This window comes from Mycolicibacterium parafortuitum, from assembly GCF_010725485.1.
Lineage (GTDB): Bacteria > Actinomycetota > Actinomycetes > Mycobacteriales > Mycobacteriaceae > Mycobacterium.
Genome location: NZ_AP022598.1, coordinates 1,635,951 through 1,651,617, shown reverse-complemented (window position 1 = coordinate 1,651,617; position 15,667 = coordinate 1,635,951). Strand labels below are relative to the sequence as shown.

At 69.0% G+C, this 15,667-nt stretch carries 14 protein-coding genes; 4 read left to right on the top strand and 10 right to left on the bottom strand.

Translation table 11 applies throughout. From position 1 onward, the window contains the following. Positions 1-9 precede the first annotated feature (9 nt). Positions 10-933 (bottom strand): amidohydrolase family protein, encoded by a 924-nt coding sequence (locus NTM_RS07730; protein WP_104865412.1) that lies wholly within the window; start codon positions 931-933, stop codon positions 10-12. A 4-nt stretch (positions 934-937) separates the two neighbouring features. After that, positions 938-1,189 (bottom strand): CBU_0592 family membrane protein, encoded by a 252-nt coding sequence (locus NTM_RS07725; protein WP_435405067.1) that lies wholly within the window; start codon positions 1,187-1,189, stop codon positions 938-940. A gap of 98 nt (positions 1,190-1,287) precedes the next feature. On the opposite strand from NTM_RS07725, the gene NTM_RS07720 reads away from it, so the two are divergent. Beyond that, on the top strand, positions 1,288-2,217 hold the full coding sequence (locus tag NTM_RS07720) for a LysR family transcriptional regulator (RefSeq protein WP_163765959.1): 930 nt from the start codon (positions 1,288-1,290) through the stop codon (positions 2,215-2,217). A 42-nt stretch (positions 2,218-2,259) separates the two neighbouring features. Then, positions 2,260-2,703, top strand: a complete 444-nt coding sequence (locus NTM_RS07715; RefSeq protein ID WP_163765958.1) for a pyridoxamine 5'-phosphate oxidase family protein — start codon at positions 2,260-2,262, stop codon at positions 2,701-2,703. Positions 2,704-2,707: 4 nt separating this feature from the next. Here NTM_RS07715 and NTM_RS07710 read toward each other — a convergent pair whose 3' ends face one another. Genes NTM_RS07710 through NTM_RS07675 form a run of 8 tightly spaced genes read right to left on the bottom strand, consistent with a single transcriptional unit; the run spans position 2,708 to position 14,523 of the window. Further along, on the bottom strand, positions 2,708-3,550 hold the full coding sequence (locus NTM_RS07710; RefSeq protein ID WP_435405064.1) for a class I SAM-dependent methyltransferase: 843 nt from the start codon (positions 3,548-3,550) through the stop codon (positions 2,708-2,710). A gap of 46 nt (positions 3,551-3,596) precedes the next feature. Beyond that, positions 3,597-4,394 (bottom strand): cyclase family protein, encoded by a 798-nt coding sequence (locus tag NTM_RS07705; RefSeq protein ID WP_163765956.1) that lies wholly within the window; start codon positions 4,392-4,394, stop codon positions 3,597-3,599. Beyond that, positions 4,391-5,896, bottom strand: a complete 1,506-nt coding sequence (locus NTM_RS07700) for a phospholipase D-like domain-containing protein (RefSeq protein WP_163765955.1) — start codon at positions 5,894-5,896, stop codon at positions 4,391-4,393. The genes NTM_RS07705 and NTM_RS07700 overlap by 4 nt, the downstream gene beginning before the upstream one ends. A 26-nt stretch (positions 5,897-5,922) precedes the next feature. Continuing rightward, positions 5,923-6,915, bottom strand: a complete 993-nt coding sequence (locus NTM_RS07695) for a glycoside hydrolase family 6 protein (RefSeq protein ID WP_104865406.1) — start codon at positions 6,913-6,915, stop codon at positions 5,923-5,925. 14 nt (positions 6,916-6,929) lie between these two features. Beyond that, entirely contained in the window at positions 6,930-7,568 is a 639-nt protein-coding gene (locus tag NTM_RS07690) for a chemotaxis protein CheB (protein ID WP_163765954.1), read from the bottom strand. Then, the gene (locus tag NTM_RS07685) at positions 7,555-8,412 is read right to left on the bottom strand and encodes a CheR family methyltransferase (protein WP_163765953.1); all 858 of its coding nucleotides are present in this window, start codon (positions 8,410-8,412) and stop codon (positions 7,555-7,557) included. Before NTM_RS07685 ends, NTM_RS07690 begins: the two co-directional genes overlap by 14 nt. 5 nt (positions 8,413-8,417) lie before the next feature. Further along, entirely contained in the window at positions 8,418-11,933 is a 3,516-nt protein-coding gene (locus tag NTM_RS07680; RefSeq protein ID WP_163765952.1) for a response regulator, read from the bottom strand. Between the two features lies 1 nt (position 11,934). Further along, complete coding sequence (locus tag NTM_RS07675; RefSeq protein WP_232079653.1) at positions 11,935-14,523, bottom strand: two-component system response regulator; 2,589 nt, start codon at positions 14,521-14,523, stop codon at positions 11,935-11,937. Between the two features lie 264 nt (positions 14,524-14,787). On the opposite strand from NTM_RS07675, the gene NTM_RS07670 reads away from it, so the two are divergent. After that, a complete protein-coding gene (locus NTM_RS07670; protein WP_232079652.1) occupies positions 14,788-15,219 on the top strand; it encodes a hypothetical protein in 432 nt (143 codons plus the stop codon). Next, entirely contained in the window at positions 15,216-15,647 is a 432-nt protein-coding gene (locus NTM_RS07665; protein ID WP_104865400.1) for a nitroreductase family deazaflavin-dependent oxidoreductase, read from the top strand. The genes NTM_RS07670 and NTM_RS07665 overlap by 4 nt, the downstream gene beginning before the upstream one ends. The last annotated feature ends 20 nt before the right edge of the window (positions 15,648-15,667 follow it).

Sequence of the window (15,667 nt, the reverse complement as noted above, 5' to 3'; positions counted from 1 at the left end):
GGACTGATTTCAGCCAGACAGTGAGAACAGCCGGGCGGCGTTGTCGTGCAGTACCTTCCGGCACCACTGCTCGCCCAGACCGAGCCGCAGTACCGCATCCACCGCATGGTGGTACGGGTACGGGATGTTCGGATAGTCACTGCCGAACAGCACTTTGTCCCCGAGCGCGAGCAGATCGGCGCGCGCGGATGCCGGGAACGGATGCATCTGCTCGCTGAAGTCGGTGAAGGCCATCGTCGTGTCCAGGTGCACGCCGTCGTAGCGGTGGGCCAGCTCGAGGAAGTCGCGGTACTCGGGCATCCCCATGTGCGCGACGATCAACGGCAGCGCCGGACGGCTCCGCAGGATTTCGGCCACCGGCCCAGGTCCGGTGAAACGTCCTGGGGCGGGCCCGGATCCGGCGTGGATGACCGTCGGGATGCGGTGGTGTTCGAGGACGTCCCAGACCTCACCGAGCAGCGGGTCGGCCGGCGAGTAGTCCCCGACCTGGATGTGGGCCTTGAACACCCGGGCGCCTGCGCCGATCGCGCGCCGCACGTAGTCGGCGGCGCCGGGTTCGGGGTAGAACGTCGCGGTGTGCAGGCAGTCCGGTGTCGCGCGCGCGAACTCGGTGGCCCACTCGTTCAGCCACGCCGCCATATCCGGTTTGTGCGGATACACCAGTGAGGTGAACGCGCTGACCCCGAAGTCACGCAGCCCCGCGACCCGGGTCTGTTCGTCGAGGCGATACGTGATCGGCCACGGCCGGCCGGTGAGCGGACCCGCCGAGTCGAAGTACGCCCACACCTTGTCCATCACCCGTTTGGGCATGAAGTGGGTATGCACGTCGACGATCGACGGCAGACCCAGCGCGTCGCGTACCCGGTGCAGCTTCTCCGGCTCGTGCGGTGGTGTCACCGATGCGCGGCCGTCACACACCCCGTCGTCACACATCCCGTCAATGTAGCTGCGCGGTCTTCGCGGTGACGCGGCTCACCACGGTCATCAACCCCACCGCGGCCCAGATGAAGTTCGACACGGCACTCGGCCATGCGCCGTACAGGGCGCTCGCGGTGCCGCCGAGCACCCCGCCGAGAATGTTCAGCGCGGCGTAGCGTCGTGAATTCGCTTGTAGTCGACCACGACTCACCATCAGATAGGCAAGCAGTGTCCCCACTGTCCCCACCCACCCCAGGATTGCCGCAATCATCGCGTTCCGCCTCCGTGTCTCGTAGCCGGTACGAGTATCAGGATCAGATGGGTTAAACACAATTGAATAAGAATGCACTGGCAGTTTAGTCTTCGTGAATGGATATCGACCCGCGACGGCTCCGTTATCTGCTCGCCGTGGCGCGGGCGGGCGGGGTGCTCGCCGCGGCGGACGAACTGCAGATGACCCCGTCGGCGGTGTCGCAGCAGATCGCGCGGCTGGAGCGGGAGACCGACCGGGTGTTGATGACGCGCACCACGCACGGTTCGGCGCTGACCCCGGAGGGCCAGGCGCTGGCGGAGGCGGCGCTGCAGATCGAGCAGACGCTCGCCTCGGTGCAGGTGCGGCTGGAACGCGGGGATGCCGAGATCCACGGCACCATGCGCCTCGGCGGTTTCCAGAGTTTCCTGTCCGTGGTGGTCGCGCCCGCGCTGACGCAGTGGAAGCGCCAGCTGCCCGGGGTGCACTTCCAGGTGTCCGAACTGGAGCCCGATCCGATGATGCGCGCCCTCAAGGACGGCGACTTGGATGCCGGCATCGTCGAACTCGACGCCGAGGATTCCCCGAAGCGGCTGCCGTCGGGGATGGTCGAGGTGCCGCTGCTCGACGAGCCGTGGAAGCTGGTGGTCCCGGCGGGCACGCTGGCCTCCGACGTCGCCGAGCTGGGCAGGCTGACGTTGCCGTGGCTCGGGATGGGCTTCTCCGGTGCGAGTGCGCGCGCGGTGGCGCGGCTGCGCCGGGCCAGCGGTATGAACCAGCCGACCGTGCACCGCTACTTCGCGACGCAGACCGCGCTGGCCCTGGTCGCCGCCGGCGAGGGGATGGCGCTTATCCCGATGCTGGCGCTGCAGGGTGCCCAGCAGGACGGGGTGGAGACCCTCGACGTGCCCGGCCTCGGCACCCGCCGCATCGTGCTGCGCAGCTATTCGCGCGGCAAGCAGGCCAACAATCTGGTTTCGGCGGTCACCGGGCTGCTGCACGAGGCGGTCGCGGTGGCGACCGCCGATGAGTCGGCCGTACCCGCCTGACCCGCCGGGAAGACGGGCACGGCGTCCGTGGTTGCGCTACCCATGAGCGCTGACGCCGATCCCCTGACCGACAATCCGCTGACCCGGGATGACCTCGACCTGCTCCGCCGCCCGCTGTACGGGTTCTTCTCCCCGGCCGCCGCAGCGGCGCCGCCCCAGCCGCGGCCGATCTGGTACGAGGTCACCGCCGACCGGACGATCGAGTCGTTCACCCTGCCCGACTCGGTGCGGGTGCGTCGGCTGCGCCAGGATCCGCGCGCATCGCTGGTCGTCGCCGCCCCGGTCGGCGAGCGCGAGCGGTGGGTGTCGGTGTCCGGGTCCACGACCGTGCACACCGACGGCGCCGCCGAACTGGTGACGCGGCTCGCGCGACGCTATTGGGATCTCGACGATCCGGTGCGGGTGCGCGATCTCGACGATCTGCTCGCCGAGACGTGGGTGCGTGTCGTCCTGCGCCCGGAGAAGGTCGCCCGTTACCGGATGTGAGCCGTCATCGGGTCAGCCGGACGACCGCGCTCCAGGGCCGGTCCCTCGGTGGGCGTCGGGGATCGGGCTGGGGTAGCCGCGCGACCAGACGCATGAACCATGGCAGCCGGCGCAGCCGTGCCGCGACGACGACCACCGACTCGATGTCGAGTACGCGCCAGCCGCGCTCCTCGAAGTAGCCGACGCCCTGCTCGGGCGCGAACTTGAACGGCGCGTTCTTGAGCAGCCCGCCGGACTTCTCGTTCATCCACTTCTTCAGGCCGGGCCCGGCGAGGTCGAGCATCCACCAGGCCACGTCGGGCCGGTCCAGCGCCCGCGCGAGGTCGTCGACGGCGGAGGGGTCGAGGTACATCAGCAGGCCCTCGGTCAGCACCAGCGCCTTCGTCGCCCCGGCCAGCGCGTCGGTGAGGAACCGGTCCCGTGCGGCCGGATCGGACAGGTCGACGGGGAATCGCGTCACCCGGCACCGCGGCGTCTCCCCGGCGAGCAGCTGCTGTTTCTCGGCGATCAGTCCCGGCAGATCGGCTTCCACCCACGCGAAGTCGGCGGGCAGGTCCAGCCGGTAGGGCCGGGTGTCCAGGCCCGCGGCCAGGTTGAGCACCCGGTCGCAGCCGTCGGCGATCGCCGCCAGCACGAGGTCGTCGATCGTCTTCGTGCGGGCCACCATCCACCACCCGGACCGCATCATCCGCGGGACGGTCGCCACGATCTGGCGGCCCCGCTCACCGGCCAACCGGCCGGCGTGCGGATCGCGGAACACCGCGTCCGGCCGCTCCGACTCGATCGCCCGGTACACCGCCACCCACCGGGCGGTGTCCGACACGTTCGACACCACGTCGCCACTCACCCCCGTCACGCTACGTGACAGGGGTTCTCGGCAGTCGGCCCCGAGGCTAGGGAGCGTCGAGGATCGCCACCGCGCGGGTCCACCCCGCCGACGCCTCGTGCACCTTGACCGGGAAGCACGACACCTGGAATCCGGTGGCGGGCAACTGCTCCAGGTTGTGCAGCTTCTCCAGATGGCAGTAACCGATATCGCGTCCGGCCCGGTGGCCTTCCCAGATGATCGACGCGTCATGGGATTCGGCGTAGCGCCGCGCGGTGTAGGAGAACGGCGCGTCCCAGCTCCACGCGTCGGTCCCGGTGAGCCTGACCCCCTGTTCGAGCATGTGCAGCGTCGCGTCCCGGCCGATGCCGCACCCGCGCTGCACGTAATCATCGTGGCCGTACCGGGTTCCGGCGCTTGTGTTCACGACGACGATCTCCAGTGGGGACAGCGTGTGGCCGATGCGGTCGAGTTCGGCGTCGATGTCGTCCGGGGTGACGACGTAGCCGTCGCCGAAATGCCGGAAGTCGAGCTTCACGCCTGGCTGGAAACACCATTCCAGCGGGACCTCGTCGATGGTGATGGCGCGCTCGCCGTCCTTCTTCGTGGCCATGTTCATCGTGGACGCGAAATGGTACGGCGCGTCGAGGTGGGTGCCGCAATGGGTGGTCATCGACACCCGTTCGATCGCCCAGCCCTCCCCGTCGGGCAGGTCGTCCTCGGTGGCGCCGGGGAAGAACGACAACACGTCGGCGACGGTGTCGCGGTGGGTCAGGTATTCGATCTCCGGACGCAGTCCCGGCGGGTCGGAGGCGATCCCGCCGCGCAGCGGTACGGAGATGTCGATCAGCGTGCGGTTGCTCACCCTGCACGAATACCGTGTGTGACCGCCGCCGGTATCCACTTTCCCAAAACCCGCGCCGTGACGCCCGTGACGAGTTTCCACGCGCTCTCGGCCAGCGACGGCGGCACGTGGTCGGGGTCCATCAGCTCGTTCTCCGCGAGCGGGCTGACATCGGCCTCGACCATGAACTCGGTGAACTTGCGCAGTGAGCGGCCCGCGCCGCGCAGTGCGTCGACGGTGGCGACGAACGAATCCTGTTCCGCCAACTCCTGTTCGAACGCCTCCCGGGACACCCCGAGGTGCTCGGCGACCAGGCCGTCACGGGTGGCCAGGATCAGCCGGCGCACGTCGTCGCGCCCGCCGTCCGTCGACTCCAGCGCGACGTCGCACTCGCTGTCGAAGCCCAGCGAGCGGTTGTTCAGGTTCGACGAGCCGATCCGCAGCAGCCGGTCGTCGATGACCATGACCTTGGCGTGCACGTACACCGAGATCCCGCCCGCCACGGCGGGCCAGTACACGCCCAGCCTGTCGTGTTCGTCGGCGTCCCACAGCACCCGCAGCAGGCGCTCGCGGGCACTGTCCATCGACTCGCGCTCCAGCCGGCTCTCCGAGGATCGCGGCAGCACGATCACGACCTGCGGCCCGTCGGGCTCGCGTAACCGTTCGGCGAGTGCCTCCACCAGCCCCCGCGACGCGAGGTACTGGTTCTCCAGGTAGATCACCGAGCGGGCCGCCGCGATCGCGGCCAGGTCCAGCGCCTCGACCTCGCGCACCTCGTCGCGGTCCGGCAGTGCGGGCATCGTGCGGGCCACCCCGACCTCGACGTCGCGCAGCGCCGGCGCCAGCCGGTGCGGCCACGCAGACTCCTCCGCGGTCACCGGCGGCAGCTTCTGCCCCGTCGCATCGCGCCACCGCAGGCGGGCCTGCTCACCGAGCACCCGTGCGGCGTCACCGTCCATCACCGCGGCGACCTCGTGACGGGGGCCGTACGGCTCACCGGAGGTGTGCCTGCCGGGCTCCTCAGGCGCGTGCTCGCGGGTGTCCCAGCGCCCGATGGTCAGGTCGATCCCACCGCAGAACGCCACCGAGTCGTCGATGACCACGATCTTCTGATGGTGCACCGCACCGGTCGGGCGCACCCCGTCCACCGCGAAATGGATTCGGCGGGAAGTGATCTGGTTGAGCAGCGCGACCGGCGTGACGCCGAACCAGAATCCGTCGAGCGCGGGCAGCAGGTTCAGGTTGGACTTGAGCAGGTACACCTTCAGGTCCCGGCGGGCCAGCAGCAGCCACTGCAGGAACGGGCCGAGGTGGTCCGGACCCGACAGCGTGGCGCCGGTCGGCTCGAACGCGGTGCGGTAGTCGAAGTCCCAGCCGATCAGCATGATCCGGCGTTCGGCGCGCAGCATCGCGGCCTTGACGTGCGCCAGATAGTCGGCGCCGTCGATGATCGGCGCGAACCGCTGCGCGGTCGCGACCTGCCAGCAGGTCCGACCGGGTACCAGAAGCGGTTCGTCCGACACCGCTGTCAGCTACCCGACTACCGGTCTCACCAACCCGCGTTGCGGGCCAGATCGATCGCGTTCTGCGCGACGAAGGTGCCCGCGCTCGGCGCGCCGCGGCACGCCCCGTCCGACTCACCGGGCCGCTTCACCCACAGGAACGCATCCACCTGCGGGTTTCCGGTGTTCGTGGTGGGGCGGGCACCCAGGGCCCGGCCACTCGGATTGCACCAGTACAGGTCGTCGCCCTCGACAGGCCCGACTCCGTTGCGGGAGGTGTCGATGACGTAGGGCTTGCCGCCGGTCATCCCGGAGATCGCACCGCCGTAGCCCATCGATTCCTCGGTGGTGAAGAAGTTCGCGGTGTTCAGGCTGAAGCCGCGTGCCTTCGCGATGCCGACCTGGTTGAGCCGGCTGGCCATCAGGTCGGCGGGCACCCAGCGCGAGTGTCCGGCGTCGACGTACACCGCGGTGGCCGGGTTCCGGGTCAGCGTGTCGACGGCGTACCCGATCAGCTCCAGCCGTTCCTGCTGCTGCGCCGGGGACAGGCAGTCGATCATCGCGAGCGCGTCCGGTTCCAGGATCACCGCGGCCGGTCCGCCGCCGATCGCGCCGGCCACACCGTCGATCCAGGCCCGGTAGGCGCCGGCCGAGCCGAAGCCGCCGGCGGCGTAGCTGCCGCAGTCGCGGTTCGGGATGCCGTAGAGCGCCAGCACCGGCATGGTGCCCGCGGCCTGCGCGGTCTGGATGTACTTCGCGTCGACCGCCGGGGTGGAGATGTGATCCATCCAGTACGCGGTCGGGGTGTTGACGACCTCGGCCAGCAGCGGATCGGGGTTGCTCGCCAGCGCACGCATCCCCTTCGACTGGGGATTGACGTAGAACGGCAGCCCGGCCAGCGGGTTGGCATCGCTGACCAGACGCACCGACGGTGCGGGCGTGCCCTCCAGCGGTGCTGCGACGGCGCCGGCGCCGGCGACGGCCGCGGCGGCCAGGAACGGGGTGATCCAGCGTGCGGCTGCCCGGGCAGCGGAGAACATCACGAATCGGTAACTTAGTGCGGCTTCGCACCCAGCGCCAGTTGCTGCGCGAGCCACGTGCCGATGCCCGCCGGATCGGCGACGTGGTCCGGTTCGATCCGGCGCAGCGCCGCGTTCACCGCGATCGGCGCCTCACACGTCGCGGGAGCCTGCAGCACCACGCGCCCGCCCGCGGCCTGCACCGCCGCGCACCCGGCGGCGCCGTCGTCGTTGGCGCACGACAGCAGCACCGCGACCACGGACGCGCCGAACTCGGCGGCACTGGTGAACGTCACGTCCAGAGACGGCCGGGAGTACGCGACCGGCTCGTCCAGGGTCAGATGAGCTCGCACCCCGGGCGCGGTGGTGTACGGCCCGATGGCCTCCTTCCCGTCGGTCGAACGCGCGCGGCCGCGGCCCAGCAGGAGGTGGTATCCGGCGGGTGCGACGGTGACCGCCCCGAGCGGGCAGTGCCACGGGCTGTCGGGCGGTTCGTGCACCGGCAGCGGCGTGTAGGTCTGCAGCACCTCGGCCAGCGGCGAGTACTCGGGCGGTCGGTGCAACACCACGCAGAGCACGCTGGTGCGCAGGCCGGTGAGCGTGGTGAGCACCTCGCGCACCGCGTTCATACCGCCGGCGCTGCCGCCGAGGACGATCACGTCAGGGGCGGCCATGCTGGCTCTTCACGAACAGCCCCAGTCTGCGGTCCACCGGGGCGAACAACCTCTTCCCGGCCTCGGTGAGGCTCTCGCGCGGACCGATCGCGAGATTGCCGAAGGGCGAGAGACTGTCGCTGAAGATCTTCTCGACGCGGTATTGGAGCATCTGCTCGAAGTAGATGAACACGTTGCGGCACATGATCAGGTTGAACTCGCCGAACGCGCTGTCGGTCGCGAGATTGTGCGAGAAGAACTCGATCCGCGAGCGCAGGTCGGGGCTCAGGATGCACCGGTCGTACTTCGCGATGTACCACTGCGAGAACGGCCGCTCACCGCCGCTGGCCTGGTAGTTGCGGGTGGCGCGCACCATCGCGTCGGCCGGGTAGATCGCCGAGGTGGCCGCCCGCAGCGATTCGTTGTCGATGTCGGTGGCGTAGATCGTGGTGCGCTCGAGCAGCCCCGCCTCGTCGAGCAGGATCGCCACCGAGTACGCCTCCTCCCCCGTCGCACAGCCCGCGACCCAGACCCTGATCCGCGGATAGGTGGCCAGCCTGGGCACGATCTCACTGCGAATCTTGGCGAACACCAACGGATCCCGGAACATCTCGGTGACGTTCACCGTCATCGTGGAAAGCAGGTCGGCCAACAGTGCCGGATCCCGCAGCACCCTGCCCTGCGCTTCGGAGATGCTGGCGAACTTGTGCCGACCGACGAAGGCCGCGAGCCGCCGGTTGCGGGACGCGTCGCTGTAGTGCCGGAAGTCGTAGCCGAGATGCTCGAACACCGTGAAGAAGAACGCGTCGGCCTCGATGGCCTCAAGGTCACGTGCTCGCGCCGGCTCCGGGATCTGCGCGGCCATCGGGGTCAGGAGTCCGTCGCCTTGCGCTGACCGCGCGGACGGTTGGCCAGCCAGACCCGCAGCACAGACGTCAGCTGGTCCATGTCGACCGGCTTGGTGACGTAGTCGGAAGCGCCTGCCTCCAGGCACTTCTGGCGATCGCCCTTCATCGCCTTGGCGGTCAGCGCGACGATCGGCAGATTGCGCCAGCGCTGGTCGGCACGGATGCGGCGCATCGCCTCGTAACCGTCCATCACCGGCATCATGATGTCCATCAACACCAGCCCCACCTCAGGGTGCTCGTCGAGGGTGTCGATGCCCGCCTGCCCGTTGCGCGCCGGCAGCACCGTGATCCCGTAGCGCTTGAGCGCACTGCCGAGGGAGAACACGTTGCGGACGTCGTCGTCGACGAGCAGCACGGTGTTGCCTTCCAGCGATTCGTCGATGCGGCGGGGATTGGCCAGGATCTCGCGCGCCGAGTTGGGCATGTCGTCGGCGACACGGTGCAGGAACAACGCCGTCTCGTCCAACAGGCGTTCCGGGGAGCGCGCGTTCTTCAGCACGATCGCCGCGGCCAGATCCTCCAGCCGTTCGGTCTCCGCGGGGGTCAACTCACGCCCGGTGTGCACGATCACCGGCAGGTGTTTGGCCTCCAGCTGGTCCTTGATCCGTTCGATCAGGTCGATCCCGTCGATGTCGGGGAGCCCGAGATCCAGTACCACACAGTCGTAGTGGGTGGGACCGGAAAGTTCGGCCAGCACCTGCTCGCCGGTGCCGACACAGGTGATCGCGATGTCGTCGCTCTCGATCATGTGCTTGACCACCTGACGCTGGTTGGCGTCGTCCTCGGCGACCAGCACGTGCCGCGGGCCCGGCTTCAGGAAATCCGCGGTCGAGGTGAACATCGACCGCAGATCGGCGATCTCGGCGGGCTTGTTCAGCGTGTGGATCGCACCCATCCGGCGGCCGCGGCCGTCGTCGTCGGTGCCGGACACCACGTTGACCGGGATGTGCCTGGTGGCCAGGTCGTGTTTGAGCACGTCGAGCACCACCCACCCGGCCATGTCGGGCAGCCCGATGTCGAGGGTGATCGCCGCCGGTTGGTGTTCTTTGGCCAGCGCCAACGCTTTTCGCCCGCTGGCGGTCACCACGGACGCGAACCCGGCCTCGGCCGCGAGTTCGGCGAGCATGCGGGCGAAGGTGGCATCGTCCTCGACGATCAGCAGCACGGGCTTGCCGCCCCGCGGCCACTGCACATCGGAGATGTCGACGGTGCCGAAGCGATCGGCCGAGTCGGTGTCGATATCGGCTTCACCGTCGGTCTCGACGGCGGGCCGGGCGGCCACGGCGGCCGGCCGGGATCCGCGCGGCGACGTCGTGCGCGGTTCCGGTGCCGGTGCGTCGGGGGCCTCGACGGGCAGGTAGCAGGTGAACGTCGAGCCCTGCCCCAGCGTGCTGCGCAGCGCGATGTCACCACCCAGGTGGCGGGCCAGCTCGCGGCTGATCGCCAGACCGAGCCCGGTGCCGCCGTACTGTTTCGCCGAGCCGCGGCCCGCCTGCTGGAAGGACTCGAAGATCAGGTGGTGGTCCTTCTCGTCGATACCGATCCCGGTGTCGACGACCGCGAGCGACAGATACCGTCCGCCGGGGCGGCCGTCGGTGTCGTCGGCACCGGAGATCCGCACGGTGACCGAGCCCTCGTCGGTGAACTTGATCGCGTTGGCGACCAGGTTCTTCGCGATCTGCTTGACCCTGGTGTAGTCACTGGTGAGTCGCGGTGGCGCGGCCGGGTCCACGCTGACACCGAATTCGATGTTCTTGTCCTGCGCCATGTGCCGGAAGGTGCGCTCCAGGAACGTGACCAGCCCGGCGACCTCGATCGGCTCCTTCTCCACGTGCAGCGATCCGGATTCGACCTTCGCCAGGTCGAGAACCTCGTCGATCAGGTTGAGCAGATCCTTGCCGGACTGCTGGATCGTCTCGGCGAACTCGTGCTGCTTGGGGCGCAGCGGTTCGTCGGAGTCGGTCAGCAGACCGGCCAGGATCAGGATGCTGTTCAGCGGGGTGCGCAGCTCGTGGGACATGTTGGCGAGGAATTCCGATTTGTACCGCGAGGACACCGCCAGTTCCTCGGCCTTGGCCTCCAGTGACGCACTGAGGTGCTGCAACTCCTCGTTCTTCTCCTCCAGCGCCCGCGCCTGGGCCTCAAGGCGTTCCGAGCTCGCGCGCAGTTCTTCTTTCTGGGTGCGCAACTCCTCGGTGGTCTCCTCCAGTTCGGCGTTCTGCGCCGAGAGCAGATCCTCGCGCTGGGTGAGTTGTTCGTTGGCGGCGCGCAACTCCTCTTCCTGGGTCTGCAGTTCCTCGGTCTGGGCTTGCGAGATGCGCAGCAGGTCACGGGTTTTCTGCGCCGACTCGATCGCGCTGAGCGCGACGCCCGCGCCCAGCGCGATGCTCTCCAACAGCTCGACGTCGTCGGCGGAGAACAGCCGCAGGCCCGCGAGCTCGATGACGCCGAGCACCTCGTGCTCGAATTTGATCGGCACCAGGATCAGCGACATCGGCTCGGTCTTGCCCAGCCCGGACACGATCTCGACGTAGTCCGCCGGGGCGCCGGTCACCTCGATCCTGTTGCCCTCCAGCGCACACTGGCCGACCAGCCCCTCACCGAACCCGTACGAGTTGGGCAGGCCCTTGCGGCGCTGGAACGCATACGACGCGGTCAGCGCGAAGCGGCCCGGCTCGTCGGGCTGCTGCAGATACAGCGCGGCGTGCTTGGCGTCGACGGCCTTCGCGCTGCCGGTCAGGATGATCCCGCTGGCCGCGGCGAGGTCTTCGACACCCTGCACCTCGGTCATCAGCTCGGCCTGAATCTCCTTGGAGCGGCGGGCCTTCTCGTTCGCTGCGGCCGACGCGGTGACCGTGCGATGGATGTTGCGGCTGGTCACCGCCATCATCACCCCGAGCGCGACGACGATCACGCTGACGAACGTCCACAGGAAGGCCCGGGAGGCGCTGATCGACGCCGCCGCGCGCTGGTTGACCTCGTCGACGGTGCGGGCGGTCTCCTGTTCGATCTGGTCGAGTTGGCTTGCCAACTGCGCGGTCTGGGCGTCGATGTCGGCGGCCGACGCCGCGGCGTCCCCGGTGCTCCTGATGTCGTCCAGCTCGTCGCGGTAGTTGCGCCGGAACGTCTCCCAGCTGGTCACCGCCTGCTGGTACTGCCTGCGGATACCGTCGTCGGTGGTGTTCTGCGCGGCCGAGCGCAGATCGGTATCGATGGAGCTGTCCAGCCCGTCCAGCCGGGCCTGCAGCCGGGCCCGCTGCCCGGGGTCAGGGGTGGCCAGCAGCTGGCTGTAGGCGGCGAGCAGGCTCTGCAGGTCCCGGTCCGCGTCGAGCGCGGTGACCTGCGCCTCCCGCACCAGCTGACGCTGTTCGTACAGCGCCGAGATGCGGTTGGTCTGAACCGTGTACAGCGTATTGGCGGCGATGATCGCCACCAGCGCCGCGCCGCACAGGATCGCCAGTCGGGTCGCGAGCCTCATGTCACCCCAGTCTCGTCAGATAGTCGCCCAGTTCGGCCGCCTCGATCGGTGGTGAGTACAGGAAGCCCTGCTGCAGAACGCATCCCGCGTCGCGCAGCCAGTCGGCCTGCTGCTGCCGCTCCACACCCTCGGCGATGACGTCGACCTGCATGCACTGTGCGACCGCGATCTGGCTGCGCACCAGCCGCTGCACCAGTTCGTTGTGGTGGACCTCGGCGATGAACGACCGGTCGATCTTGAGCCAGTCGACCGGGACGTGCATCAGATTGGTCATGCTGGCGTGCTCGACACCGAAATCGTCCATCGCCAGGCTGAATCCGTACTCGCGGGCCCCGCGCAGCGCGAGGTGTGCGGGCGCCGGATCCCGGTTGAACGCCCGCTCCGTCAGTTCCAGGCAGACCCGCTGCGGTGCGATCGCGTGGCTGCGGTGCACGGTGATCAGATGGTCCAGGAAGGTGCTGTCGAGCACCTGGTCCGGGGACACGTTGACGTGCAGCTTCAGATCGTCCCTGCCGAGCGCCGCGTAGTCCGCGAAGCTGCGGGCCAGCACCCAGCGGCCCAGCGGTGCCGCCTGGCCCGAATCCTCTGCCAGCGAGACGATCTCGGTCGCCGGGATCTCGTCACCCGCCAGCCGCCAGCGCACCAGCGCCTCGACCCCGAACAGCGCACCGGTCGCGGCATTGACGATCGGCTGGTAGACCATGCGCAGATCCGACCGGGCGATCGCGTCGATCACCTCCGCGCGCAGGTTGACCTTGCCCTGCTGGCGCGAGCCGATCGCGTCGGTGTAGAGCACACAGACCCGGGACCGGCTCTTCTTCGCCTCGAACATCGCCATATCGGCCTGGGTCAGCAGCTCCTCGGGGGTGTGTGCGGTCGCCCCCAGACATGCGATGCCCATGCTGATCGACGGGCGCAGCACCGCGTTGCCACAGTGCACCGGTTGGGACTGCACGAGCTCGAGGATCCGGTCCCCCGCGGCGACGGCGGCGGCCGCCGACCGCACCTCCTCGAAGACCACGACGAACTCGTCGCCGCCGATGCGGCACACCAGGGTGTCCTCGCTGACCGCCGAACGCAGCCGGGTCGCCACCTCGAGCAGCAGCTCGTCCCCGGTGTCATGGCCATAGGTGTCGTTGACCGCCTTGAAGTGGTTGACGTCCAGGTACAGCAGCGCGACCAGGTCCGAGGTCGCGTTGCGCTGGCGCGCGAGCGCGGCCAGGCGATCGTTGAGCTGACGGCGGTTCGCCAGGTCGGTGAGCGGGTCGTGGCTGGCCAGATGCCGGATCTCGGTCTGGGCGTGCTTGATCTCCGTCAGGTCGTGGACCACGACGGCCACCAGCAGATCGACCGAGTCGCCGATCGGCGACATCGTGATCATCACCTCGACGTGGCGCCCGTCGTGGGCGGCCAGCGTCATCTCCAGCGAGACCTCCTGCCGCGTCGTCAACGCGTCGTCGAGGTGCTCCTGCATGCGTTGCCGCTCGGCGGGGACGGCGAGGTCGCAGATGGACCTGCCGAGCAACGCGCCGCCGCCGGCGGCGCCGTCGGTGCCCGCCGTGAACAGCGCGACGGCGGCCTTGTTACAGCTACGGATCACACCGGCGACGTCGACGGCCAGGATCGCGTCGCCGGTGGCCTGCATGACCGCGGCGTACTCGGCCTGCACCCGGTACAGGGTGGCGTTGGAGATCGCCAGCGCCGCGGCGGCGGAAGCGCCGCGGAACAGCACGGATTCCGTCTCGGTGAAGGCCGGCCCGTCGGCCCTGCCGACACAGACCACCCCGAACCGCTGGCTCCGGGCGGTCAACTCCTCGATCATCACCGCCTGATACGCCGTCGCCTCCCGGATCCGGGCTGCGTCGGATCCCACCATCAACGCGCGCAGCAGTTCCGCCGCCTTCGGAGATTCGGTGTGCGACAACGACTCGTGCCATCCGTGGTCCGGTGTCGGCAGCCGCAGCACGCATTCGGCGTCGAACATCTGGCTGAGTTCGGTGACGATGGTGCGCTCGAGCGACGCCAGATCGATGCTGGCCTCCGCGAAGATGTTGGTCAGCCGCTCCCGGCGCCGTGTGATGGCCAGTTCGTCGCGCTGCCGGACCTCGGCGGCGCGGGCCGTCTGCAGCTGCTGCTCGTGCAGTCTGGCGGCCTCGCTGCGTAGCCGGGCGAACGACCGGTCGAGCTCGAGCAACGCCTTCACCTTGGCGTAGAACACCTGCCTCGACACCGGTTTGACCAGGAAGTCGACCGCGCCCAGATCGTAGCCCCGGTGCAGGTCACCGGCCTCGGCCTGGCCGGTCAGGAAGATGATCGGCGTCGAGGCCATCTCCTCGACGTCCCGGATCAGCTGGGCGGTCTCGAAACCGTCCATACCCGGCATGTTGATGTCGAGCACGATCACGGCGACCTGGCGCTCCAGCAGCATCGTGAGCGCCTCTTCGCCGGACCCCGCCTGGGCGATCTCGCAGTCCAGCGGCGTGAGGACAGTGCACAGCAGTTCGCGAAGCCGGGTGTCGTCGTCGACGACCAGCACCGTCTGCCGGTCACCGGTGCTGGATTCGTCGTCGGTCGGCGCAGCGCTGGTCATCCGTCCCGGCGCCCCTCCGGGGACACGCATCTCGACTTGCAACCCGCCGTCCCCTACGAGAGCCCACTCGTGCCTGTTCTGCGCCGCAAAACGCCGTGGCGGTATCCGACCCACGAAGCATAGAGCGCATGCCGGATATTGGTCGGGCAACTGAAGATAGTTCGCCGCGATGCCCCGGGATTCGGAAACGCTCGTGTTTTCGGATGGCCCTGTTTCCGCGTGGCGGCACCGGGGAACGCGCCGCAGGTAACTCCCGGACGCGCGGTGACCCCCGAGACGCTCGGCGCCTGGGTGATCAAGTGCAATGCCCGACGCACGGCCGTCGACCCGATGCTGACCGCTGGGACGGCCACGTCGCGGTGGTGCATCGCGGGCAACTACCGCGCCCAACTGATCCGCCCGGGCCAGCGCGTGCTGTTGTGGGTCGCGGCGCATCCGCAGCGCGGATTCTGGGGTGCCGGGCAGATCACGGGTCGCCCGTCGGCAGGCGACGGCCGGCTGTCGGTCCCGGAGTTGTCCGCCGTGGACGGATTGCGCGCGATGGAGGTCTTCCGCTCGCCGCAGCAGGCCAACCCGTCCTGGGTCAGCCGAACCGAGCTGACCGTGCTCGACCCGCTACTGGCGCGGTTGAATATCCGCACAGCGGGCACAGCAGTGGAATACCGCGACCGGCGCGCAGAGTTGGAGACGAAATGAGCGAGAACGCAGAGCTGAGCCCCACCGACTGGGTACGCGAGCAGACCCAGCGAATCCTTGAGCAGGGCACGACCGACGGTGTCGAGATCCTCGACCGCCCGGTCGTGCTGTTCACCACCCTCGGCGCGAAGTCCGGCAAGAAGCGCTACGTGCCGTTGATGCGGGTCGAGGAGAACGGAAGCTACGCGATGGTGGCCTCCAAGGGCGGCGACCCGAAGCATCCGAGCTGGTATCACAATGTGAAGGCCAACCCGTCGGTGACGGTTCAGGACGGCACCCGCGTCTTCGAGGGCACCGCCCGCGAGATCGAGGGCGACGAGCGCGCGCACTGGTGGGACCTCGCCGTCGCGGCGTATCCGCCCTATGCCGAGTACCAGACCAAGACGTCGCGCCAGATCCCCGTCTTCATCGTCGAGCCCGCGGGTTGACGCGTCTCCGCGCGGGTATA

Excerpts from the sequence above, each read along its gene's own strand:
- NTM_RS07730 (WP_104865412.1), bottom strand. The coding sequence starts at position 933 with ATGTGTGACGACGGGGTGTGTGACGGCCGCGCATCGGTGACACCACCG.
- NTM_RS07725 (WP_435405067.1), bottom strand. The coding sequence starts at position 1,189 with ATGATTGCGGCAATCCTGGGGTGGGTGGGGACAGTGGGGACACTGCTT.
- NTM_RS07720 (WP_163765959.1), top strand. The coding sequence starts at position 1,288 with ATGGATATCGACCCGCGACGGCTCCGTTATCTGCTCGCCGTGGCGCGG.
- NTM_RS07715 (WP_163765958.1), top strand. The coding sequence starts at position 2,260 with ATGAGCGCTGACGCCGATCCCCTGACCGACAATCCGCTGACCCGGGAT.
- NTM_RS07695 (WP_104865406.1), bottom strand. The coding sequence starts at position 6,915 with ATGTTCTCCGCTGCCCGGGCAGCCGCACGCTGGATCACCCCGTTCCTG.
- NTM_RS07690 (WP_163765954.1), bottom strand. The coding sequence starts at position 7,568 with ATGGCCGCCCCTGACGTGATCGTCCTCGGCGGCAGCGCCGGCGGTATG.
- NTM_RS07685 (WP_163765953.1), bottom strand. The coding sequence starts at position 8,412 with ATGGCCGCGCAGATCCCGGAGCCGGCGCGAGCACGTGACCTTGAGGCC.
- NTM_RS07680 (WP_163765952.1), bottom strand. The coding sequence starts at position 11,933 with ATGAGGCTCGCGACCCGACTGGCGATCCTGTGCGGCGCGGCGCTGGTG.
- NTM_RS07675 (WP_232079653.1), bottom strand. The coding sequence starts at position 14,523 with ATGACCAGCGCTGCGCCGACCGACGACGAATCCAGCACCGGTGACCGG.
- NTM_RS07665 (WP_104865400.1), top strand. The coding sequence starts at position 15,216 with ATGAGCGAGAACGCAGAGCTGAGCCCCACCGACTGGGTACGCGAGCAG.